At 72.6% G+C, this 23,915-nt stretch carries 15 protein-coding genes and 1 pseudogene; 7 read left to right on the top strand and 9 right to left on the bottom strand.

What is annotated here, in order from left to right; all coding sequences use genetic code 11:
* A pseudogene (locus tag AB0924_RS27805) lies at positions 1-474 on the top strand (aldehyde dehydrogenase); the annotation flags it as partial.
* A gap of 315 nt (positions 475-789) precedes the next feature.
* Positions 790-2,967 (top strand): FUSC family protein, encoded by a 2,178-nt coding sequence (locus AB0924_RS27800; RefSeq protein WP_366912842.1) that lies wholly within the window; start codon positions 790-792, stop codon positions 2,965-2,967.
* Here the strand turns inward: AB0924_RS27800 and AB0924_RS27795 are convergent.
* Positions 2,941-3,477 (bottom strand): phosphate-starvation-inducible PsiE family protein, encoded by a 537-nt coding sequence (locus tag AB0924_RS27795; protein ID WP_366912841.1) that lies wholly within the window; start codon positions 3,475-3,477, stop codon positions 2,941-2,943. The genes AB0924_RS27800 and AB0924_RS27795 overlap by 27 nt on opposite strands.
* A gap of 388 nt (positions 3,478-3,865) precedes the next feature.
* On the opposite strand from AB0924_RS27795, the gene AB0924_RS27790 reads away from it, so the two are divergent.
* The 4 genes from AB0924_RS27790 to AB0924_RS27775 all read left to right on the top strand — a co-directional run bounded on the left by AB0924_RS27790 (position 3,866) and on the right by AB0924_RS27775 (position 7,990).
* The gene (locus tag AB0924_RS27790) at positions 3,866-4,645 is read left to right on the top strand and encodes a heavy metal-responsive transcriptional regulator (protein ID WP_358940034.1); all 780 of its coding nucleotides are present in this window, start codon (positions 3,866-3,868) and stop codon (positions 4,643-4,645) included.
* Complete coding sequence (locus AB0924_RS27785) at positions 4,642-4,950, top strand: hypothetical protein (protein WP_366912840.1); 309 nt, start codon at positions 4,642-4,644, stop codon at positions 4,948-4,950. The genes AB0924_RS27790 and AB0924_RS27785 overlap by 4 nt, the downstream gene beginning before the upstream one ends.
* A gap of 647 nt (positions 4,951-5,597) precedes the next feature.
* Complete coding sequence (locus AB0924_RS27780) at positions 5,598-6,737, top strand: PLP-dependent cysteine synthase family protein (protein WP_366912839.1); 1,140 nt, start codon at positions 5,598-5,600, stop codon at positions 6,735-6,737.
* Positions 6,734-7,990 (top strand): MFS transporter, encoded by a 1,257-nt coding sequence (locus AB0924_RS27775; RefSeq protein WP_366912838.1) that lies wholly within the window; start codon positions 6,734-6,736, stop codon positions 7,988-7,990. The genes AB0924_RS27780 and AB0924_RS27775 overlap by 4 nt, the downstream gene beginning before the upstream one ends.
* A 54-nt stretch (positions 7,991-8,044) precedes the next feature.
* Here the strand turns inward: AB0924_RS27775 and AB0924_RS27770 are convergent, their stop codons facing one another.
* From AB0924_RS27770 to AB0924_RS27735, 8 genes are all read right to left on the bottom strand, one after another.
* Positions 8,045-8,404, bottom strand: a complete 360-nt coding sequence (locus AB0924_RS27770; protein WP_366912837.1) for a nuclear transport factor 2 family protein — start codon at positions 8,402-8,404, stop codon at positions 8,045-8,047.
* Positions 8,401-9,846: an ATP-grasp domain-containing protein gene (locus AB0924_RS27765; RefSeq protein ID WP_366912836.1), complete on the bottom strand. Its 1,446-nt coding sequence runs from the start codon at positions 9,844-9,846 to the stop codon at positions 8,401-8,403. Before AB0924_RS27765 ends, AB0924_RS27770 begins: the two co-directional genes overlap by 4 nt.
* A complete protein-coding gene (locus tag AB0924_RS27760) occupies positions 9,843-11,333 on the bottom strand; it encodes a condensation domain-containing protein (protein ID WP_366912835.1) in 1,491 nt (496 codons plus the stop codon). The genes AB0924_RS27765 and AB0924_RS27760 overlap by 4 nt, the downstream gene beginning before the upstream one ends.
* Before the next feature lie 111 nt (positions 11,334-11,444).
* Positions 11,445-12,686 (bottom strand): cytochrome P450, encoded by a 1,242-nt coding sequence (locus AB0924_RS27755; protein ID WP_358940041.1) that lies wholly within the window; start codon positions 12,684-12,686, stop codon positions 11,445-11,447.
* A complete protein-coding gene (locus AB0924_RS27750; RefSeq protein WP_366912834.1) occupies positions 12,683-14,584 on the bottom strand; it encodes a non-ribosomal peptide synthetase in 1,902 nt (633 codons plus the stop codon). The genes AB0924_RS27755 and AB0924_RS27750 overlap by 4 nt, the downstream gene beginning before the upstream one ends.
* 4 nt (positions 14,585-14,588) lie before the next feature.
* Positions 14,589-15,308 carry a thioesterase domain-containing protein gene (locus tag AB0924_RS27745; RefSeq protein ID WP_358940043.1) on the bottom strand — a complete coding sequence of 240 codons (720 nt, stop codon included), beginning with the start codon at positions 15,306-15,308 and terminating at the stop codon, positions 14,589-14,591.
* Positions 15,305-16,543, bottom strand: coding sequence for an MFS transporter (locus AB0924_RS27740; RefSeq protein ID WP_358940044.1), 1,239 nt, complete (start codon positions 16,541-16,543; stop codon positions 15,305-15,307). The genes AB0924_RS27745 and AB0924_RS27740 overlap by 4 nt, the downstream gene beginning before the upstream one ends.
* Positions 16,540-22,266, bottom strand: coding sequence for an amino acid adenylation domain-containing protein (locus tag AB0924_RS27735; RefSeq protein ID WP_366912833.1), 5,727 nt, complete (start codon positions 22,264-22,266; stop codon positions 16,540-16,542). Before AB0924_RS27735 ends, AB0924_RS27740 begins: the two co-directional genes overlap by 4 nt.
* A gap of 261 nt (positions 22,267-22,527) precedes the next feature.
* Here AB0924_RS27735 and leuC point away from each other — a divergent pair, with 261 nt between their 5' ends.
* Positions 22,528-23,907 carry a 3-isopropylmalate dehydratase large subunit gene (gene leuC / locus AB0924_RS27730; RefSeq protein WP_366912832.1) on the top strand — a complete coding sequence of 460 codons (1,380 nt, stop codon included), beginning with the start codon at positions 22,528-22,530 and terminating at the stop codon, positions 23,905-23,907.
* Positions 23,908-23,915 lie beyond the last annotated feature (8 nt).

Here is a 23,915-nt window from a genome sequence, read left to right as displayed (position 1 = left end):
GAGGTCGTCAAGGAGGCCACCCTCGGTCTGGGCGCCGACAACGGCTGCGAATGCGTCGGCTACCAGGCACACGACCCCCAGGGACACGAGGACGCCAGCCTCACGCTCAACGGCCTGATCGACTCGGTCAGGTTCACCGGCGACATCGGCGTGGTGGGCGTGTTCCTGCCCCAGGACCCCGGCGGCGCGGAGGCCCAGAACGAGCTCGAAGCCCAGGGCAAGGTCCCCATCGACTTCGGCATGATGTGGTTCAAGGGCCAGCAGATGGGGACCGGGCAGGCGCCGGTGAAGAGGTACAACCGGGCACTGCGGGACCTGATCGCCGGCGGGAAGGCGAAGCCGAGCTTCGTCGTCTCCCACGAACTCAGCCTGGACGACGCCCCCACCGGCTACGAGCACTTCGACGCCCGTGACGAGGGCTGGACCAAGGTGGTCCTGCACCCCGACGGACACGGCAACGGCCACAAGCGGTAAGAGACTCGGGGCCGCCGTCCCACCTGTGTCCCTCGGACCGGTCCGCGGGACGGGTGGCGATCCGCCCGTCCGCCGGACGGGGCTGGGGGCAGTCGCCGCGCTCCGGCCGGACCTGAACCAACAGCGATTGCCCGCGCTCCGGCCCGGAGGACGGACGGCGGACGCTCAGCAGTGTCCGCAGGGGCAGCACCCCGTCCGGCGGCTGCGGCCGCCAGCCAGTTCGCGGGCCGTGTGGGAGGCTTCCTTGCCCGATGGCTGCCGCACCTCAACCAGGCCGACGCGACCCGGCAGGGCGTTCCGGCCAGGCGGACACCCGTGACGTGGCCGCGGGCCTTCGGGGAGGTCGTGCGATCTGGGCTCAAGATCGAGGAGACGCGGCTGGAGCCCCTGCTCGCGCTGCGTGCGGCCGCTGGGGTGGCGATCGTCATCGGGCCGACGCTGTGGCTGATCTCCCCTGCCTATGCCGCGTCCGCCGCCCTCGGCGCCTACTCCGCGGGTGGGGCCACCTTCCAGCGCAGCTGGCGTCCACGCAAGGTGGTCGCGCTCGGCGCGGGCGCGGGGCTGGCGCTCAGCACATTCGTGGGCTACCTGGCGGCGGGGCGACTCGTGACGTTCCTGCCGCTGCTGGCCGTATGGGCCTTTGCCGCGGGAATGGCGTGGGCCGTCGGATCGACCGCTGGGATCGTCGCAGCGACGACCGTGGGCAGCATGCTCGTGACCATCACCTTGCCCACGAGCATCGGGCGAGCACTGGAGCACGCCGGAGTCATCGCACTCGGGGGCGTGACGCAGGCCGTGTTGATCCTGCTGTTCCCGATCCGGCGTTGGGGAGCGCATCGTGACGCGCTCGCCGACGCCCTGGCCGCCGTGGCGGACTACGCCCGCCGGTTGCGGCACGACCCGACCGCCCCGTTCGACCCGGAGCCGTTGATGACGGCCCGGGACGCGGCTGCCGTGACGCCGTCACAGGCTCGCACCCGTCCCCCCGTCCTGCACGGCCCCCGGGGACTCGCCGAGCGCATTCGGCCGGTCGTCGCCGCGCTCGCCGACCCGGACGTGGGCGCCCCGGCGGAGGGACCCGGGCGGGACCGCGCGCGGGAGTTGCTCGACGCGGCCGCCGACGTCCTGGATGCGGCCGCCCGTTCGATCCGCCGCGGCACTCCCGCCGAGGTGCGGCCCGAGAGCATGGATGCCCTGCGCGTCGACGAGGAGCACGAGGTGCTGGAGGGCCCCGCGCGGCAAGCCGCCGAGCGGCTCGTGGAACTGCTCGGCGAGGCGTTGGAGATCGCCGGGAGCGGCTGCGCGCCCGGGAGGACGCCCACGCCGCCCGGCCTCGCCGGCGCCCAGTTCCTGGTGCGCCCGACAATGCTCCGGCTGGTCCCGGTCGTCGTACGGGCGGTCCGCCGTGAGCTCCGCCGGGACTCGCCCGTGTTCCGGCACGCCGTCCGCCTGGCGGCGGTGGCCACGCTCGGCTATCTGATCGCCGCCCGGCTCCCACTGGGCCACGGCTACTGGGCGCCAATCGCCTCGGTGATGGTGATGCGGCCGGACTTCCACCGGACGTACGCGCGTGCGGTGGCCCGTCTCGCCGGGACCCTGGCCGGGGTCGCGCTCGCCACCGGGATAGTGCGGGCCCTGGGCCCGGACGCCCATGTGTCCGGCGCGCTGGCGGTGGTCTCGGCAGGCGTGTCGTACACGCTGAACCGTACCGGCTACGCCTACTCCCAGTGCTTCACCGCCGCGTACGTCGTCTTCCTGCTCGGCATGGGAGGCCAGGCATGGGAGCAGACAGTCCCGGAGCGGGTGGTGCTCACCCTGCTCGGCGGGGCCCTGGCAATGCTGGCGTACGTGGTGTTCCCCGCATGGGAGACACCCCGGCTGCCGGGCCGGCTTGCGGACTGGCTCGCCGCCAACGGCCGCTACGCGGCCGCGGTGCTCCGCAACTACGCCGAACCGACCCGGGAGCATCACGCCGACATGCGCAGGGCACTGCTGGAGAGCAGGGAGGCGCGTGCCGCCTGGCAGGAGGCATACGACCGGGCAAGGCAGGAACCGGTACGCCCCAGGGGTCTGACGTCGCGCGAGGCGCAGGAGGCGCAGGAGGCGCTCAAGGGGTTCGGCCGCGCGGCGATGCTCATGGAGAGCCACGTCCCGCGGGCCGACAGCCGTTTCGTCCCCGAGGCGGAGCGGTTCGCCGAGGCCCTGGAGGCGGACACCGCAAAGGCAGCAGTCGCCGTGCGCGAGCACAGAAATCCGGACTGGGGACGCGTGGAGGAGGCGCTCCACGAGTGGGAGGACGCCGCCGCCGGCAATGGGAGCCCGGTCGTGCGGCGCGAAGCGGAACTGCAAAAACGGGCCCTGGAAGACCTCGCGACTGCCGTGAGCCGTACACCCCTGGAACGGGACGTCGGCTCTGCTCGCGAGGACCAGCGGGTGCGGGCGACCCTGGCTGCGGAAGGTGATGGATCAGGACCCGGGCACCGAGGTGGATGACGGCGCCGGCGACGGGGAGCGCCGCGCCTCCTGGAGCGGGAAATAGTCTCCCGGCCGCGTCGAGCGCCGCCACACGTACGCCGCTGTCGCCATCACGAGGATCAGACCCGCCAGGATCAGCAGTTCGACGCCCTCGACGTTCCACCGGAAGGACTTCTCCGCCTCGGCCGTCACGATGAGCACCTTGCGGATGCCGGCAATCAGGCCGACGACGAGGAAAGGCTCCGCATCGAGGGTCTGGTTCCTGATGGTGAGGCGGACGGTGTGGAGCAGCTCGGCCACGATGAACAGCACAAGGCTGTTGTCCAGGGCGGAGAGAACGACCGTCTCCTCGCGGTACGGCCCCTGGACCGACCTGATGACGTCGTGGATGACCCCAACGCTCAGGAGCCCCGCGAGCAGGACGAGGAGCGCCGCGACGACGAGGTGGATGCCGTCCTCGACGAGCTGCAGGAGGCCCTGTACCCGGCCGCCCTCAATCTTCGGGAGAATGGGTCGCACAGTCAGCATGCTAGGGGTGCCCCGGCCGACAGGCGCGGCGTGCTGCCGAACGGGTGGACCAGCGGACCCCTTCTCTGTGCCAGGAGGGTCCTGCCCTCCGATATGGCCCGGAACCTCGTCTTGAAGCGACGCGGCTGACACGTGGCCTCCTACGCCAGAGCGGGCGCGGCACGCCCGGTCACGCCGTGTTTGCGGCGCGCACGCCAACACCGCACAACGGCACCTCGTCGGGCTTGAGGGTTGTGCGGAACATCTGTTCACGCTCGTGAGTGGGACCCCGCCTGCGCTCCGGCGCGAATCGGGCCGTTGCAACGACGCCGACCAGGCACCCGGGCTTGGCGCCCCGCACGGTCCGCGCTTGACCTTCGAGTCGGGTCGAAGGTCTACCGTCGGCGACATGGCGAACTACCGCATCTCGCAGTTGGCCGAACGCTCCGGCGTTCCGGCGACAACGCTGCGCTTCTACGAGAGTGCCGGGCTGTTGCCGGCCGAGCGGACCGCGTCCGGATACCGGACCTATGGTGAGGACGCGGTGGAGCGGCTGGCGTTCATCTCCTCGGCGAAGCTGCTGGGCCTGACGCTGGAGGGGATCCGCGACCTCCTGGACCTGCGTGAGGACGGTGTCTGCGCCTCGGTACGGGCTCGGATGCTGCCGATGATCGCCGAGCGGATCAGGGAGACCGACGGCCGCATCGCCGAGCTGCGTGCCTTCTCCTCCCACCTGGCCGGGGTCCACGCCGCGCTGTCGGGCCCCGCGCCGGCGGGCGCGTGCGACCCTGACTGCGGTTGCACCACGCCCGGCGCGCAAGGGGCCGGGCCGGTCCCGGTGACGCTCACGCCGACCCGCCCCGCCTCCGGCCCCGGCCCCGAGGCGTGGCGGGACGTACCTGTCGCCTGCACCCTCGGCAGTGCCGAGCTGGGCGAACGCACCGCACAGTGGCGCGCGCTCGTCGCGAAGGCCGACCGGTGCGAGGAGATCGACAACGGCATGCGGCTTTCGTTCCCGCCGGACGGCGAACTCGCCGCTCAGCTCGCGGCGCTGGCCACGGCCGAGCAAGGGTGCTGCGCCTTCTTCGACTTCACCCTCCATCTGACCCCCGATGTCCTTCGGCTGGCCGTGCGGGCTCCCGAAAGCGCCGCCGGGATGCTGGCCGACCTGTTCGGAGCACACGTATGAACACTCCGTCCTCCCGCACGTCCAGGCCCTGGGGCGCTCTCGGTGCCGGGGCGGCCGCGGTCGCCGCGTGCGCGGTGTGCTGCGCGGGCCCGATCCTGGCCGTGATCGGCGGCGTCGGGGCCGTCTCGGCGATCGGCGTGCTGTGGATACCCGCCCTCGCGGCAGTGACAGTGGCAGCCGTCACGGGGATCCTCGTCGTACGTCGACGCCAACGGGCAGCGGCCTGCCACACCGCCCCGTCCCACGCCGATCTCGGCATGCCCACCCTCGGCCCGCCGCACAAGGGCAGCACACCGGCGGCCTGAGGAAGTACCTCACCGACGTCGCCACTGTCGTCCCCTTCCACGCCGCGCTCCTCGTGCTCATGGTCCGTCGCATCCATTCGGCTACCCTTCGTGTCCATGCGAGCGGAATCAGTGACGCGCAGCCGCTCCGTGCCCTGGGCCGGAGCGGTACTCGTCGTACTGCTGACTACGCTCATGCACGTCTTCGCCTGCTGCCACGGCCCGACGGCAACCCCCGCTCAGCGCGCCGACGTCCTCTCGCAAGCGTCTCCCCACGCATGCGGGGAGCAACCGCACGCAAGAGGGAGCACGACTGGGCCGCGCACGCCCACGCCTGACAACCCAGCTCATTGCTTCGGCCTGGACGAGCCGGCCCAACAGCCGCCCCGCGACCTGGCTCTGACGCATTTGCCTCTCCCCACCGTCCTCCCGGCCGAACTCTTCGCTCCCGATCCGTCCCTCCCACCGCCGGCGCTGCGCCGATCTCCCCCTTCCCTCCTGGCGCTGTCCGCCGGAGATACGCGAGCTCTTCTCGGCGTGTGGCGGACCTGATCGGCCCCTCGCCGTACCCACCCGATCCGGGCCGCGGCGACCGATCATCTCCGTCTCCCTCCTCACACACCGGTCGGCTGTCCCCTGGACGCGCCGACCGCAGGAGAAGCACGCCCATGAACCAGCCAACCCCCACAACGCTGTCGATGCCCCCTGCCCAGGTGCCGGCCGACGCCGAGCACCCCCAGCACACCCCCGCCGGCCTGGTCGGCGACACTCCCGTCCTGTGGATCGGCGCTCCCTTCACCGCAGCCGGCCGCGGCTTCTGGGCCAAACTCGAAGGGCACAACCCCGGCGGCATCAAGGACCGCACCGCCCTGCACATGGTCCGCGCCGCCCGCGACAGCGGCCGGCTCGTAGCCGGTGCCCGCATCGTCGAGTCGACGTCCGGCACCCTGGGCCTCGGGCTGGCGCTGGCCGGCGCGACCTATGGTCATGCCGTCACCGTCGTCACCGACCCCGGCATGGAGCCGCTGATGACCGGCCTGCTCACCGCCTACGGCGCGCGGGTCGACCTCGTCACCACACCTCACCCGGAAGGCGGCTGGCAGAAGGCCCGCCGACAGCGCGTCGAAACACTCCTGGCAGCCGATCCGGATGCCTGGTGCCCGGACCAGTACAACAACCCCGACAACGTCGCCGCCTACGCCCCGCTCGCCCGCGAACTCGTCGCCCAGCTGGGCCCCATCGACACCCTGGTCGTCTCCGTCGGCACCGGCGGCCACTCCGCCGGCATCGGCTCGGTGCTCCGCGGCCACTTCCCGCACCTGCGGATCGTCGGGGTCGACACCACCGGTTCGACGATCTTCGGTCAGCCCGCTGCCGCCCGCCTCATGCGCGGGCTGGGCTCCAGCATCTACCCCGGCAACGTCGCCTACGGCCTCTTCGACGAGGTGCACTGGGTCGCCGCCCCGGAAGCCGTGTGGGCCGCACGCAACCTCGCCCGCAACCACTACGCCACCGGCGGCTGGAGCGCCGGCGCCGTCGCGCTCGTCGCCCGCTGGCTGGCTCGCACCCTGCCACCGGAGAACCGGATCGCCACGGTCTTCCCCGACGGACCGCAGCGTTACGTGGGCACGGTCTTCGACGACACCTACTGCCGCCGCCAGAACCTCCTCGGCCACCTGCCCGCCGACGACCCCGACGAGATCTCCGACAGCCGGGAGCGCACCGTCACCCGCTGGACCCGCTGCACCCACGTCGTCGACCCCCTCGCCCGCCCAGAACGTCACGCCCTCACGGGAGCCACCCGATGAAGCACCTGTGGCAGCAGACCCTCTCCTTTCCCGCCGGCGCACGACTGATGATGGCCAACCAGTTCGCCATCAACCTCTCCTTCTACATGCTCATGCCCTACCTCGCCGCGCATCTGTCCGACGGACTGGGGCTGGCCGCCTGGGCCGTGGGACTCGTCCTCGGCGTCCGCAACTTCTCCCAGCAGGGCATGTTCCTCATCGGCGGAACGCTCGCCGACCGCTTCGGCTTCAAGATCCCCATCATGGCCGGGTGCCTGCTGCGCACCCTGGGCTTCGGCCTGCTCGGCTGGGTCCACAACCTGCCCGCCCTCATCGCCGCCTCCGCCGCGACGGGCTTCGCCGGCGCCCTGTTCAATCCAGCCGTCCGCGCCCATCTCGCCGCCGAGGCCGGCGAGCAGCGCGTGGACGCCTTCGCCACCTTCAACGTCTACTACCAGGCAGGTATGCTGCTCGGCCCCCTCGTCGGACTCGCCCTGCTGGCCGCCGACTTCAGGCTCGTATGTGCGGTCGCCGCCGGCGTCTTCGCCCTCCTCACCCTGCTGCAATGGCGTGCGCTGCCGGCGCATCATGAACACACACGCGACGGCAGGCACGAGAGCGTGCTCACGCAGTGGCGCAGCGTCGTGGCCAACCGGCCGTTCCTGCTCTTCTCCGCGGCGATGATCGGCTCGTACGTCCTGACCTTCCAGGTCTACCTCGCCCTGCCGCTCGCGGCGACCGAATCCCTCGGAGCCAAGGGGACGGTGGTCACCAGCGGGTTGTTCGTCGTCTCGGCCACGGTCGCCGTGGTGGGCCAACTACGGCTCACCGGCTGGGCCAAGAGGCGCTGGCAACCCGGTGAGGCCCTGGTGCGCGGGCTGACGGCGATGGGGCTCGCGTTCGTACCACTGGCTCTCAGCCCGCGCGATGCTTCAACTGCCGTACTGGCGGCGCTGGTCCTGGCCGTCGTCCTGCTGGCGGCCGGGTCCTCGATCGTCTATCCCTTCGAGATGGACACGGTCGTCGCCCTGGCCGGGAACCGCCTGGTCGCCACCCACTACGGCTTCTACAACACCGTCTCCGGCCTCGGAATCACCCTGGGCAACCTCGGCACCGGCGCGCTGTGGGACCACGCCCAGCGCCATGACGCCACCTGGCTGCCCTGGGCCGCACTCACCGCGACCGGGGCGGCCTGCGCCGCGGCGGTCGCGGCGCTGGCCCGCACCGGACGCCTCACCGCACCACACTCCAAGGCGCAGCCCGTTCCGGCGTGAGCGCCTGTCCCTGGACGGCTCGGCCCCATGGTCCGAGCCGTCCAGGAACGGATGTCAGTGGCCCGGTGCGTGGACGTAGGTGGTGCGGCGCCGTATGAGGCCGTCCGCCAGGACGAAGGTGTCGGCGAAGCGGGCCTCGATCACGGAGCCGTCGGGGGTCTCCCCGCGGAACGTGCCCCAGCAGGCCGCCGCCTCCTCGTCGGCCACCACCCGGTCCACCACGTGTTTCCCGTGCCGTACCTGTCGTTCGTTGCGGTAGAAGTGCTCGATCCGGTCGAGACCCGCCATGGGCTGCGAGCCGGGGCGCTCCATCACGCAGTCCGGGGCGAGGACGGACTTCAGGTCGTCCCAGCGCTGCCCGTCGATGATGTCGATCAGGGCCGTGACGGGAGAGGCGACGACAGGGGTGTTCATGAGGCTCCTTCGGGGGCGGGTTCCAGAGCGGGTCCGCGGATGGGCTCGGGGGCGAGCCCGCGCGCGGCTCCGCGGATGGGTTCACAGGCGGGTTCCGGAGCCGGCAGGTCCTGCCAGGCGCCGCAGGACGACGCGGCCACGGTGCGCAGGCCCGTCGGTCCTCCGGGGGGACGGACTCCGTCCCGCGGATCGGTGAAGTCGAAGGTGTAGTGGAGGTTTTCGAGGGCGTCCCGGACGAGCCGCACCATCTCCTCGTGGGTGTCGGCGACACCCCACAACACGTCCAGTTCACGCGTCATGACGCCGCCCGGCAACTGCTCGTCCGGTCGTACGAAGGTGCGGTAGCCGCTGATTCCCGCCATGCCGCGCACCGCGGCCGCCCCGTCCACGGAGACCAGCCGGCACGGCCGGAGCGGGGCGAGACCGTTGTGCTGGAAGTGAACGCGGTCGGGGCGCAGGGGGCCCAGTCCGGTGGGGCGGCCCAGCGCCTGGAGCACGGCCGCGTGCACGAGGTCCACGCCGCACGAGGTGCGGGCCAGGCCGTTCACGTGGCCGCCGAGACGGCCGTTGACCTCGACCAGACGGGGCCCGTCGGGGGTCAGCTTCACCTCCGTGTGAGTGAGGCCGTGCTGTACGCCCAGCGCTTCCAGCGCGCGGGTCACCAGGTCCAGGACCGCCAGCCGTTCGTCCTCGGGGAGCTGGATCGGCCAGTAGCGGCCGGGCTCCCGGAAGGGGGCGACCAGCGGAAACTTGCCGGAGACGGCGAGGTGCGTGACGCCTTCGGGTCCGCACAGGCTCTCCACCGAGGTGTAGTCACCCAGCGGCAGCCGGTCGCGTCCGACCAGCATCTCCTCCAGGGTCAGCCGCGGTTCGCCCGACGGCGCGGGTGGCAGGTCGGTGAAGATCTCCGTCAGGACGCGCAGGGCTTCTTCCTCGTCGCGCACGGGGTGGGTGTGGCGGCTGCCGGCGCCGCGCACCGGTTTGACGACAGCGGGCAGTCCGACGTGCGCGAAGGCCGCGGGCCAGTCGGCCAGGGAGTCCAGCGGAGCCGTGCGCAGGTCGTCCACGCCGGCGGCCCGCAGGGCGGCCCGCTGCCGGGTCTTGTCGGTGAGCAGCAGTGCGGTGTCCGGGGAGTGGTAGGGCAGTTCCGCGGATCGGGCCAGCTCCGCGGTGGCCCGGATCATGCGTTCGCTGAACGTCACGAGCGCGTCCGGCGCGAGTTGGCGCACGGCTTCGGCGTCCGCGCGCGCGTCGCCGGACAGGTCCCGCACCTCGCCGATCCGGGTGAGCACCGGGCGCATCGAGGCGACGTGGGCCGTGTCGGGCACCAGGAACACGACGTCGCCCAACTCGGCCAGAGCGACCGCCACTTCGCCCGGTGACACGGCTCCGTCGTCGTAGGCGATCGCCAGGAGGGGGCGGTCGCGGGCGGGCCGCCTCATGCGGCGGCCGCCTCACCCAGGGCCTGTTCGAACAGGTCCGCGTAGCGCTTCGCCTGCGCTCCGGGCAGCCGCTCCGGGTCGTACGCGACAACGACGCGGCTGCCCGCCTCCAGACCCTCCAGCTCGAAGTCCACCCGGAACGGGAAGCTCGGCTTCCCGCGTACGCGCCAGTCCCGTACGTCGAGGCCGTCCAGCGCGTCGAGGTCCCGGTACAGGTGGAAGTGGGTGAAGTTGAAGGTCGCCTCGAAGGCCGGGTGGCCCAGCTCGCGCTCGATGTGGGCCAGTGGATACGCGGCGTACCGTCGCGCGTTGCGCTCCGCGACCAGCGCGGCGACCGCCCGGTCCGGCCAGGAGCCGCGCGCCCGGACGCGGACCGGCACGGTGTTCAGGTAGAGCCCGGCGACGAGGTCGGAACCCTCGGTCTGCGGCCGGGTGCTGACCACCAGGCCCGTGGTGGTTTCGCTGTGGCCGGTGAGCACGGCGAGAGCCTGCGCGTGGGCGGCGAACGCGAGGGACTTGAGCGGGACGCGCAGCTCCTTAGCCGTGTTCCTGAGGGAGGCGATCAAAGGGTCGGACAAGGGGAACTCCACGCTCTCCCGGGCGTCGGCGGCCCCGGTGAAGCGCGCGGACCCGGGGAAGAGCAGAGGTTCGCCCGCCTGTGCCCGCCAGTACTCGGCGGCCGCCGGGTCGGCGAGTTGCGCGTGCTCGGCGTCGAGGAACGCCTGCTCGACGCCGAGCGGCAGGCCGGGCAGCGGCGACTCCTGGTAGAGGGCGAGGAGGTCCACGATCAGCCGCCCGTAACCCCAGCCGTCGACGAGGGCGTGATGGACGCGCAGGGTCACCCGGAACGACCTCGCCGCAGGTTCGACGCCGCACCGGAACAGCGGCGCGCTGCCCCAGTCGAGGGCCGTGTCACGGTCCGGGGCCGAGCCCACCGTCAGCGGTGTCTCGACGCTCCGGTGGAACAACTGCGCCGGTACGGAGTACGTGCCGAGGTCGAAGGAGGAGCGCAACGCCGCGTGCCGCTCGCACAGGGCCGCCAGTGCCCTGCGGAAGCGGGGTTCGTCGAAGGGCTCGCCCACCTCCCAGCTGAACTCCGAGTGGTAGAGCCCGGGGACCGCGCTGCTGTCGCACAGATAGATCATCGCGACCTGCAGCGCGGACGCGGGCAGCGCGCCGGCCAGCCCGGACGGCAGCAGCGCCCGGTCCGCTGCGGTGAGGCCGCCGCCGGCGGGGCGGTCTTCCACCGCGTCGTCGTCCTTGGCGGCCAGGTACACGGCCAGCGTGCGCGGGGTGGAGTGGTACAGGACGTCCCGCAGGGTGACGTCGATGCCCTGCGCGTTCGCGTCGGCGACCACTCTGAGGGCGGTGAGGGAGTCACCTCCCATGGCGTAGAAGTCGTCGTCCGGACCGATTTCCTGGCCGTCGAGGTGCCGGCTCAGGATCACGCGGAACGCTGCCGCGATCTCGTCGGTGTCGACGCTCATGTTCTGCTCCTTCGGGGCGTGCACGGCCGGGGGCGTGGTGGTCCGGCCGGGTGACGGGAGCCGGCCGGCGGGCGGGCAGGTGCGGGCGGGCGGGACCGGACGGCCTGGTGCTCAGGACGTACGCGGCCGGGTGCGGACGGGCAGCCGGGCCAGGCCCGAGACGAAATTCGACACCAGGTGCCGCGGCTCCCCGGCGGGCCGGAACTCAGCGATCCGCTCGAAGACCTCCTCGAAGAAGATCCGCAGGGTCTGCCTGGCCACCGCCGCGCCCAGGCAGTAGTGCGGTCCGAAGCCGAAGGCGATGTGCCGGTTGCCGGTGCGGCTCGGGTCGAAACGGAACGGGTCCGTGAACACCCGCTCGTCCCGGTTGGCCGAGCCCACCCAGACCGCGACCGCGTCCCCCGCGGGCACCACGCCGCCGCTCAGCGCGGTGTCCTTGACCGCGTGGCGCAGGAAGCTGCTGGCGGGCGAGGTCCAGCGCAGGCCCTCTTCCACCAGTCCGGGCACCAGCAGGGGGTCCCGTGCCACCGCGCGGAACACCTCCGGGTGGTCCATGAGGGCCCGCACCGTGCCCGAGACGGTGTGCGGCGTCGTCGCGTTGGCTCCCAGCAGCACGCTGTAGCAGTTGACCACGACCTCCTCGTCCGTGAGCGTCCGCTCGCCCGCCCGCATGTTCATCAGGAGCCGGATGACGTCCTCGCCCGCGGAACCCCTGCGCCGGGCCACCTGGTCGGTGAAGTAGGCGAACAGCTGGTGGTGCGCGACGGCCAGGGTCGCGGCGGACGTACCGCCCATCCGCAGGTCCGGGTCGTCGGGGGCGGCGGCGGACGCCGTCCAGCGGAACAGTTCGGGCCAGTCCTCCTCGGGCAGGTCGAGCAGCGCGCCCGCGACCGCCATCGGCAATGCCCGCGCCCGCTCGGCCAGGTCCCACTCCCCCGGTACGGCGGCGGGGGCGAGCACCCATCGGGCGGCGGCGCGCAGCCGCCGCTCCAGGGCCGCCCGCGCGCCGGAGGCGAACAGCCGGTTCAGCGGGCGGCGCAGTTCGGTGTGGCGCGGCGGGTCGGTCGCCACGAGCATGCGGCCGCCCGCCGCGTCGTGGCGGCCCAGTTGGTGCAGCAGGCTGCCGCGTTCGGAGGTGAACTCGCGGTGGCTGGACAGGACGCGGCAGGCGTCGTGGTACCGGGTCACCGACCAGAAGGCACGCCCGTCGGGCAGGGTCTGACGGTGCAGTGGGGCGTGTGCGCGCAGGTGGGCCCAGACGGTGTGCGGGTCGCCGTCGGCGTGCACACGCGGGTCGAACAGGTCGATGCCGGCCGGGTCGAGCGGGCCGGGCCGAGCCGGGGCATCGCTCACGAGGAGACCTCCGGCGTGGGACGGCGCGCCGCGGTCCGCGCGGCCTCCGGCGTCGTTTCGTCCGCGTCTTCCCGCCACTCGCCGCGCGTGTTCCCTCGCGTGGCCCTGCGGAGGGTGCGGGCGAGTCCGGCGGGGGTCGGGTCGAGGTAGAAGTCGAGCGGTGACACTTCGACGCCGTACCTCCCAAGGAGTTCGCCGGTGATGGTCAGGGCGAGCAGCGAGTGGCCGCCCAGTTCGAAGAAGTCGTCGTCGGCGCCGATGCCCGCGGTGCCCAGCCGGTCCGTCCACAGCTGGACGACGGCCTCCTCCAGGTCCGTTGCCGGCTTGCGGTGCGCGGCGTTGACCGCGGGGCGCTCCAGGGGACCGAGTTCCTCCAGGGCGGTCCGGTCCACCTTGCCGTTGTCCCGCAGCGGCAGGGCGTCCAGGGTGCGGATCAGGGAGGGCACGGCGTACGGCGGCAGCAGCCGGGCCAGGTGGGCGCGGACGTCCAGGACGGACGCGCCGGGCGTGGTCACGACGTGGGCGACCAGGACTCGTTCCCGGGGCTGGGCATCACGCCACGAGGCGGTCACGGCCGCTTGCCGGACGTCGGGGTGGGTCAGGAGCGCGGCAACCACCTCGTCCGTCTCGACGCGGAAACCCCGTATCTTCACCTGGTCGTCGGCGCGTCCCAGGAAGCGCAGCGTTCCGCCGACCCGGCGGGCGAGGTCGCCCGTGCGGTACATGCGGGAGCCGGGGGGTCCGTAGGGGTCGGCGACGAAGCGGGATGCGGTCGTGGCCGGGTCGTTGACGTATCCGTGCGCCAGGCCCAGGCCCGTGGCGTAGATCTCGCCGACCTCGCCGTCGGCGACCGGGGACAGCCGGGCGTCCAGGAGGTGGACGCCGGTGCCGCGTACGGGGCGGCCGATGGGCACACTGTCCTCGACCGGAGCCGTCACCGGGTGGCAGCAGGTGAACGTCGTGTTCTCGGTGGGCCCGTACCCGTTGACGACGGTGGTGTGCGGCAGGTCGCGCACGGCGCGTGCGACATGGCCGGGCGAGAGCACGTCGCCGCCGGCGATGAGCCGCCGCAGGTGCGGCAGCCCGGTGATTCCCGTGTCCACGGCACGGTGGAAGAGCCCCGCGGTCAGCCACGCCACGCTGACCCGCTCGTCCCGTAGGAAGTCGAGCAGCTCGGCCAGGGACGGCGCGCCGGGCGGTACGACGGCGAGGCGGGCCCCGTTGAGCAGCGCGCCCCAGATCTCCAGCGTCGAGGCGTCGAACGCGACCGGCGCGAAGTGCAGGAACACGTCCTGCGGACCGGCGTCGACGACGTCCCCGTCGACCACCAGCCGCAGCACGGCCCGGTGCGGAACGGCCACGCCCTTGGGGCGGCCCGTGGAGCCCGAGGTGTAGGCGACGTAGGCGAGGTCCGCGGGTCCGACGCCCGCGTCCAACGGAGTGTCCGGCGCCTCGGTGTCGACTCGCGTGAGCACCGTGCGGCCAGGAAAGTCATGGCGCTTCCGGGGTTGCGGAGCCGGTGTCCCGGCGCCCCGTGCCCGGCCGGTGAGGTCGTGCGGCGCGGGGCCTCGCGCCTCGCCCGAGAGGTCGAACAGCACGGTCACCGACGCGTCGGCCAGCATCTGCCGCTGGCGGACGAGGGGCTGCCCGGGGTCCAGGGCGAGGTAGGCGGCGCCCGCCTTCAGGATGCCGAGGAGCAGCACCACGGTCTCCTCGCAGCGGGGTGCGCGGACTCCGACGACGTCGCCGGTGCGCACGCCTGCCGCACGGAGTTGGTGGGCGACGCGATTGGTGCGGGCGTCGAGCCCGGCGTAGTCGAGGTCCTTGAGGGCGAGGCGGTCGGGATGGGCGCGGGCGCGCTCTGTGAAGACCGAGACGAGGGAGGTTGCGGCGTCCACTGTGTCAGCCCTTCCGCAGGACGGTGAGGAGTTCCGGTGGAGCGGTGAGGAAGGTGTAGTGCTCCCCGGGCAGTTCGTGGAACCGCACGTCGTCGGAGTAGCCGCGCCAGTCGTCGAGCAGGGCGAGATCGACTTCGGGGTCGGCCGACCAGTTCACGACGCTGATGGGGCCCGGCAGCGGCGTGCGCGGCCGGGTGTAGACGCGGGTGGCCTCCAGGTCCTGGTGCAGGACGAAGAGGGTCAGTTCGATCAGCAGGGGGTGCGCTTCGCCGCCGCGGGCCCCCGCGATCGCGCCGAGTTCGGCACCCAGTTGCGCGTCGTCGAGGTCCAGGAACCGGTCGTGCGGGCAGTGGTGCGGTGGAGCCTGGGCGGAGACGACGAGCCGGGCGGGTTCCGGGTGCCCGGACTCGGCCAGGCGCAGCGCCGTTTCGTAGGCCGGCAGCGCGCCCGCGCAGTGGCCGAAGAAGGTGTACGGCCGGTCGAGGTGGGGCGCCAGCGCCTCGGCGATGTCGTCCGACAGCGCCTGGTAGGTTCCGAAGTGCGGCTCCCGGATGCGGTTCTCACGGGCCGGCAACTGGATGGGGCAGACTTCGACGTCGCCGTCGAGCCAGCGCGGCCACCGGTTGAACATGGACGCGCCGACCCCCGAGTAGGGGAAGCAGAACACGCGGGCCTTCGCCTCGTCGGCGGGGCGGCGCAGCAGCCAGCGGGTGAAACCGGTCATCGTGCTTCCTCCAGTTCCTCGGCCTTGACCGGCGGCACGGCGCGGATCGAGGGCAGCAGGAAGGTCAGGACGCCCGCCGCGACGATGAGCGCCCCGGCCCAGGCCAGGGTCGGGCCGGAGCCCAGCCCGCGGGAGACGGGGCCGGCGACGGCGCTGCCGAGGGGCACCAGGGCGAAGGTGCCGAGGACTTCGTAGGACATGACGCGGGACAGCGCCTCGGGCGGGATGTTCTTCTGCAGGGTCGTGTCGAGCATGACCTCGTAGACGTCGATGAAGATCGCGGCGGCGAAGGCGGCCACGCACACCGCGGCCAAGGGAGCCTGTGCGGCCAGCAGGAACAGGGGGAGCGGGAAGCCCGCCGTGGCCAGGGCGGCCACCCGGACGGGCCGGGCCGGACGGACGCGCACGGCGACCAGGGTGCCCGCCACGAAACCGATCGCCTGAACGGTGAGGACGGCGCTCCAGCCGGTGGCTCCGCCGTACGTGTGCTTGGCGACGACCGGCCCCAGGACGTAGAAGGATCCGGCCAGCAGGACGTTGACTACGGCCATCTGGCTGACCATCACCCACACCCAGCGCCGGGCGGTGAACTCCTGCCAGCCTTCGCGCAGTGCCGCCAGCATCGTCTTGGCGGGGCCCTTGGCGGCCGGTGCGACGGCGCGGACCAGGGTCAGGAGCAGAGCCGACGCGAAGAACGTCCCGGCGTCCACGAGGAGGGTCTGCCCGGCGCCCATGACGGCGACGAGGACGCCGCCGAGAGCCGCGCCGACGATACTGCCGCCGCGCATGGACAGCTTCAGCAGGGCGTTCGCGGACTGGAGCGACTCGCCATCGACCAGCGCCGGCATCACGGACCGGGAAGCGGGCTCGAACAGGGCGGCCGCCGCGCCGCTCAGCGCGGCGAGTCCGGCGAGCGCCACGGGCGACGCCGTCCCCCCGATGAGCAGCAGGGCCGCCACGGTCTGAACGGCCCCCGCCGCGACGTCCGCGCCGATCATGAGGCGCTGCTTGGGCAGCCGGTCGGCGAAGACCCCGCCGAGCAGCACGAACAGCAGCTGGGTCACCATGCGAGTCGCGAGCACCAGGCCGAGTACGGTCGCGGAGCCACCGGGCATCTCCAGAATCGCGAAGGCCAGCGCGATCGGCATGATGGCGTTGCCCAGCAGGGAGACGGACCGTGCGGTGAGCAGGGCCAGGACGGACCGGTCCTTCAGAACCAGCAGATCGGATTTCATCGTTCCTCCAGGTCGCGCGCCACGATGCGGCCGATCTCGGCGAGCGGCTCGGGGTTGCCCATGGTGATGTGCGCCGCCTCGACGGGGTGGGAGACCAGGGCGCCGCCGACGTGTTCCCGCCAGACCTCGGCGGTAGGGGCGTCCTCGACGCGGTTCTGCGTGGCGAGGAAGAACAGCACGTCGCCGTCGAACCAGGTCGGCTCGTACGCGCGGACGATCTTCCGGTTGTGCGCCATGGTCTTCAGCAGCGCCACGATCTGCGGCTCGGTCAGGCTGGTGAGCGCGCCGGTGTCCTTCTTGACTATCTCCAGGGCCTTGCCGAGTTCGGCGGAGCCCTCCTCCGGGACGGCGTCGGGGTTCTCGGGGTCCAGCAGGGAGCGCAGCATGGTCGCGTCGTCCACCCGGAAGTGGTCGGGCATTCCCGGGTAGCAGTCGAGGAGTGCGAGCATCCCGACCCGGGCCCCGCGGGCCCGCCACTGGACGGCCATCTCGTAGGCGACCATGCCACCGAGGGACCAGCCCAGCAGGTGGTAGGGGCCCTCCGGCTGGATCTTCTCGATCCGCTCGATGTAGTCGGTCGCCATCTCCTCGATCGTGGCGGGCATCTCGTCGGGGTGGCGCAGTCCGTGCGCCTGGACGCCGTAGAGCGGGAACGACGGCGGGAGATGGCGCAGCAGTCCGACGTAACTCCAGCTCAGTCCGCCGCCGGGGTGGATGCAGAACACCGCCTCGCGGTTGCCGTCGGGGCGCAGCGGCAGCATGACCTCCAGGGAGTCGCCGCTGTTCCCGGTGCCGAGGCCGCGGGCGAGCCCCGCGGCGGTGGGGGTCGCGAACAGGGCGCTCATCGAGGGCTCCACGCCGAGCGCCGTACGGATGCGGCTGATGAGCCGGGCGGCGAGCAGGGAATGGCCGCCCAAGTGGAAGAAGTCGTCGTCCACGCCGACTTCGGGCAGGCCCAGCACCTCGGCGAAGAGCTGGCACAGGATGTCCTCGCGAGGGTTGCGCGGTGCGCCGGAGCCGGTGCCCGGGAGGTCGGGGACGGGCAGCAGATCACGGTTGACCTTGCCGTTGAGCCGCAGCGGGAGCGCGTCCAGGAAGGTGAACGTCGGCGGGATCATGTGCGAGGGCAGCCGCTTGGCCAGATGGTCGCGCAGGGCGGCCGGGGCGGGGGCCTGCGTCCCGGCAGGGACCACGTAGGCCGCGAGACGTTTGTCGCCGGGCCGGTCCTCCCTGGCGAGGACAGTGGTGGCGGCGACCTGGGGGTGCGCGGCGAGCACGGCCTCGATCTCGCCGAGTTCGATCCGGAAGCCGCGGATCTTCACCTGGTCGTCGACGCGGCCGACGAACTCCAGATTGCCGTCGGCCCGCCACCGGGCGGTGTCGCCGCTGCGGTACATCCGTTCACCGGGCGTCCCGAAGGGATTGGCGACGAACCGGGAGGCGGTGAGGGCCGGCTGGTTGAGGTAGCCGCGGCCCAGCCCGGAGCCCGCCAGATAGACCTCGCCCGGGGTGCCCACGGGCACTGGGCTCAGGGTGTCGTCGAGCACGTACACGCGGGTGTCGGCGAGGGGGCGGCCGACCGGGATGCGCCCGGTGAGGTCTTCGGGCCGCACGATGTGCAGGCAGGCCATCATCGTCGTCTCGGTCGGACCGTACTGGTTGACGACCCGGCAGCCCCAGACCTTCATGAGGGTGTCGGCCTCGGCGGGGCGCAGGATCTCGCCGCCGGTGCCCACCAGGCGGAGCGTGGCGAGGTCCGCGGGGTTCGCGTCGTAGGCGAGCAGGGCCTCCAGGAGTGAGTGGACGACGCAGATCGCGACGGTCGCCCCCGTCTCGCGGATGGTCCTGACGACGGCGGCCGGGTCCCGCTCGCCGTCCGGTGGCAGCAGGGCGACGGCGGCTCCGACGGACAGCGGGCCGAAGAACTCCCGGACGGGAACCTCGAAGCCGAGGGAGATCACCTGGAGGTTGATGTCGTCGGGGGTCAGCTCGAAGCGTTCGGCCACGTCCCGCAGCCGTCCGACGACGCCGCGGTGCTCCAGCAGGACGCACTTGGGCGCGCCGGTGGAGCCGGAGGTGTAGACGGCGTAGGCGAGATGGCGGCCGGTGGTGGTCAGGGGCAGCCGGGCGACGGGCGCCCGGGAGAGCCGTGCGTCGGTGTCCAGCGCCACCCGGTGGACGTCCTCGGGCAGTTCCATGTCCGCCGCGAGATCCCCGGAGGTGAGCAGCACCCTGGCCGTGCTGTCGGTCAGCATGTACACGCGCCGTTCGGCGGGGTGACCGGGTTCCAGGGGGGTGTAGGCGGCTCCCGCCTTCCAGACGCCGAGGACCGCGGCGACGAACTCGGGTCCGCGCGGCAGGCACAGGCCGACCATGTCCTCCACCCCGACGCCCAGGGAGCGCAGCAGGTGCGCGATCCGGTTGGCGTGTTCGTCGAGTTCCCGGTACGTCCAGCGGGTCGCGCCCTGGACCAGGGCGAGCCGGTCGGGGCCCAGATCGGCCTGCTTCTCGAAGAGGGCGGCGACGGTGGGGCTTTCGACGGGCGCCGCCGCGGTGTCGTTCCACTCGACGAGGAGGCGGTGCCGTTCCTCGTCGCCCAGGATGTCGATACGGCTGAGCGGGGCGGCGGGGTCGTCGGCGACGGCCTGAAGGAAGCGGGCGAGGCGCTCCACCAGGTTCTCCACGGTGGCGTGGTCGAAGAGGTCGGTGCTGTAGACGACGGTGCCGTCGAGGCCGGCGGCCGCGCCGTCCGCGTCCCGGTGCTCCTCGAAGCTGAGTGACAGGTCGAACTTGGCGGTGGGGTCACCGACCGGCCGCGCGGCCACGTCGAGGCCGGGCATCGTCAGGTCCGCGGCGATGGCGGGCTGTACACCGACGACGACTTGGGTGAGGGGGTGGCGGGCCGAGGAGCGTTCCGGGTTGAGGACCTCCACCAGGCGTTCGAAGGGCAGGTCCTGGTGGTCGTACGCGGCAAGGCCGGCCTCCCGGACCCGGGCCAGCAGGCGCACGAATCCGGGGTCCCCCGAGGTGTCGGTGCGGATGACGAGGGTGTTGACGAAGAAGCCGACGAGGGGGTGCAGCGCCTCGTCGTTGCGGCCCGCGACGGGCACGCCGAGTGGCAGGTCGGTGCCCGCCCCCATGCGGGTGAGCAGTCCGGCCACCGCCGCTTGGAGGACCATCGCGGTCGTTGCTCCCTGTTCGCGGGCGAGCGCGGCGAGACGGGCGTGCAGGTCCGCGTCGACGGGCAGAGTCACCCGACCGCCCCGGAAGTCGGTGGTGGCGGGGCGGTTGCGGTCGGTGGGCAGCGGGAGTTCGGCGGGCGCGTCGCGCAGGGAACCGGCCCAGAACGCGCTCTGGCGGGCGACGGGTCCGTCGGGGTCCTCGGGGTCGCCGAGCAGCTCCGACTGCCACAGGGTGTAGTCGGCGTACTGCACCGGCAGCGGCTCCCAGCCGGGCGGGCCGCCCGCCGTGCGCGCGGTGTAGGCCGCGGTGAGGTCCTGGAGGAGGGGCGTCATGGACCAGCCGTCGGCGGCGATGTGGTGGACCACCACGAGCAGGACGCTCTCGTTGTCGTCGACGCGCAGGAGGGTGGCGCGCAGCGGGAGGTCGACGGCGAGGTCGAAGGGACGGGCGGCCGCCTCGCGCAGGCGTTCCTCCAGGTCCTCGCGGGCCACGCCGACGACGGTGGTCCCAGGCCGGGCGTCCGGCACGACCCGCTGGAAGGGCACACCGTCGCGCTCGGGGTAGACGGTGCGCAGGATTTCGTGCCGGGCCACCAGGTCGTCGAGCGCCGCGCGCAGTGCGGCGACGTCGAGGGTTCCGCAGAGACGCAGGGCGTAGGGCACGTGGTAGGCCGCGGAGCCACCGTGGATGCGGTGCAGGAACCACAGGCGGCGCTGGGCGTGCGAGAGGGGGATCTCCTCGGGCCGGTCACGCGGGGTGAGGGCGGGCCTGGTGGCGGGCGCGGAGAGCCGCCCGGCGAACGCGGCCGGAGTGCGGGCGTCGAACAGCTCCTGGAGACCGGCCTCCGCTCCGAGCACGGAGCGGACCCGGTTGACGAGCCTGACCGCGGCCAGGGAGTGGCCGCCCAGGGCGAAGAAGTCCTCGTCCGCACCGACCCGTGGCCTGCCCAGTGCCTGCGCGAAGAGTTCGCAGAGCAGTTCCTCGCGCAGGGTTGCCGGGCCGCGTCCGCGTGCGGGGGCGGCCTGTGGCTCCGGGAGGGCGGCCCGGTCGAGTTTGCCGTTGGCGGTGAGCGGCAGCGCATCCAGGGTGACGAACGCGGCGGGCACCATGTAGTCGGGCAGTTCGGTGGTGGCGTGCGCGCGCAGTGCGTCCGCTTCGGCGTCGCCCACGACGTAGCCGACCAGGCCGGACTCGCCCGAGGGCAGCGGGCGAAGCGCGACGGTGGCGGCCCGGACTCCGGGGTGGCGCAGCAGCACCGCCTCGATGTCGCCGGGTTCGATCCGGAAGCCGCGCAGCTTCACCTGGTCGTCGGCGCGTCCGAGGTATTCGAGGTCGCCGCCGAGGCGGCGGCGGGCGAGGTCACCGGAGCGGTAGCCGCGTTCCCCCGAGGGCAGCAGGACGAAGCGTTCGGCGGTGAGTTCGGACCGCCCCCGGTAGCCGAGCGCGACGCCGGGTCCTGTGACGACCATCTCGCCCGTGCTGCCGTCGGCGACCGGGACGAGGTCCTCGCCGACCAGGACGATGCCGGAGCCGGGCAGCGGCGTGCCGATCAGGCTCGCCCGTTCGTCCAGGTCGGCGCGGGTGAGGCGCCGGTGGGTCGCGTGCACGGTGATCTCCGTGATGCCGTACATGTTGACCAGCCCGGGCGCGTCGTCGCCGTACTTGTCCATCCAGGACGCCAGGTCGGCGAACCGCAGCGCCTCCCCGCCGAACACCACCCACTTCAGCGGCAGCCGGTCCGGGTGGCGCGTCTCCTCCTCCGCGAGCGCACCGAACGCGCTGGGCGTCTGGCTCAGCACCGTGACACCCTCGTCGCGCAGCAGCGTGCGCAGCGCGGCCGGGTCCTTCGTCGCCTCGTCGGGTACGACGACGACGCTGCCGCCGGTGAGCAGTGGCCCCCACATCTCCCACACGGAGAAGTCGAAGGCGAACGAGTGGAACAGCGACCACACGTCGTCGCTGCCGTAGCCGAAGAGCGGCTGGGTCGACGCGATCAGGTCGAGCACGTTGCGGTGCGAGACCTCGACTCCCTTGGGACGGCCGGTGGTTCCCGAGGTGAAGATGGTGTACGCGCAGGGAGAGGGGTCCTCCGGCAGCACGGGGGCGGCGTCGTCCTCGCGGGCGGTGGTCGGCTCCCCAGGTCCTGCGCCGGAGTCGGTGAGCAGCACCGGCAGCACACCGGCGAGATCGCCGGCCAACCCCCGTGAGGTGACGGCCAGTCGGGCCCCCGCGTCCCGCAGGATCAGCTCGACGCGGGCCCGGGGCGTCGCCGGGTCCACGGGCACGTAGGACGCACCCGCCCTGAGCGCGGCGACGGCCGCGACGATCATCTCCGCACCGCGCTCCAGGTACACGACGACCGGGCCCTCACCGCCCGCCATCCGTGCGGCGAGGGCGCGCGCCGCCCGGTCGAGCTCGCGGTAGCTGAGGGACTGGCCGGCGGATCGTACGGCGGTGTGTTCCGGGAAGCGCCGTACGGAGGTCAGGAAGCCTTCGAGCAGGGAGGTCGGGGCAACGGGATCGGATTTCTTCGGCTCCACCGGTGGCCTTTCGGATCACTTGCGGGGGACGTGACCGCGAGCATGGCAAGACCGCCGGGCACCGTCTTCCCTCATCGGAGGGGAGACGGCTCCTCCAAAGGAGGAGGCACCGGAAAAGGCGGAGGAGTACACCCACCGCGGTCGACTGTGCGGCGCGTGCCGCGCGTGCTCCCATGAGTGCGGCGCAGAAGGGCCCACCGCTTCCCCGCGCGGCGGCTTCCTCGCGCCCTACTCCTCCCCTGCGGCGAAAGGCCACCAGGTATGGCGGGAACAACCCTCGCGGAGAAGATCTGGCAGTCCCATCTCGTACGGCGCGGCACGGGTGGAGAGGATCTCCTCTACATCGACATGCAGCTCCTGCACGAGGTCAACACTCCGCAGGCGTTCGACAGGCTGCGCTCCGCGGGACGGACCGTGCGCAGACCGGACCTGACCGTCGCCACCGAGGACCACAGCACGCCGACGATCGCGGTGGACCGGCCGGACCCGGACGAGGGCAGACGCGCCCAGCGCAGGCTGATGGGCAGCAACGCCGCGGAGTTCGGCATCCCCTTCCACCGGCTCGGCCAGCCCGGCCAGGGCATCTACGCGGTCATCGCCCCCGAACTGGGCCTGGTGCAGCCGGGGATGACGATCGTGTGCTGCGACTCGCACACCACCACGCTCGGCGCTTTCGGTGCCCTGTCCTTCGGCATCGGCACCAGCCAGGTCGAGCACGTCCTCGCCACGCAGACGCTGCCCAAGCACCGTCCGCGCGACATGCGGGTCACCGTCGAGGGGCGGCTGCCCGCCGGCGTGACCGCGAAGGACCTCATGCTGTCGCTGATCGCCCGGTTCGGCACCCAGTCGGGCCAGAACCACATCGTCGAGTACCGGGGCGAGGCCGTCGCGCACATGTCGATGGAAGCGCGGATGACCCTGTGCAACATGACGGTCGAGATGGGCTCCGCCGCCGGGATCATCGCGGCGGACCGCGTCACCCTGGACTACCTGGATCATCCCTCGGCGGAGGAGCGCGCGTACTGGCTGTCGCTGCGCTCCGACGACGACGCCGTCTTCGACAAGGAGATCACCCTCGACGCGGGCGAGTTGGCGCCGTACGTGTCCTGGGGCACCAACCCGGGGCAGAGCGTTCCGCTGGACGGCCGGGTGCCCGCGCCGGAGGAGTTCGAGGACGCCGTGCTGCGCGCCGCCGCGCGCCGCGCCCTCGACTACATGGACCTGCGCCCCGGCACCGCGCTCCGGGACGTCCCCATCGACCTGGTCTTCCTCGGCTCGTGCACCAACGGCCGGATCGAGGACCTGCGGGCGGCCGCCGACGTGCTCGACGGGCGGAAGCTGGCCGACGGGGTGCGCATGGTGGTGGTGCCCGGCTCGATGCGGGTCCGGGCGCAGGCCGTCGACGAGGGGCTCGACCAGGTCTTCCTGCGGGCCGGGGCCGAGTTCCGCGCGGCCGCGGGCTGTTCGATGTGCGTGTCGCTGGGCGAGGACCGTCTCAGCGCGGGCACCCGCTCCGCGTCCACCAGCAACCGTAACTTCGAGGGCCGCCAGGGGCCCGGGGCCAGGACCCATCTCGTGTCGCCCCCGGTCGCTGCCGCGACCGCCGTCACCGGCCGGCTCACCGCACCGGCCGATCTGTGAGCGAGGAG

This window comes from Streptomyces sp. NPDC047869 (assembly GCF_040704065.1).
Taxonomy (GTDB): Bacteria; Actinomycetota; Actinomycetes; order Streptomycetales; family Streptomycetaceae; genus Streptomyces.
This window is presented reverse-complemented; position numbering and strand designations above follow the sequence as displayed.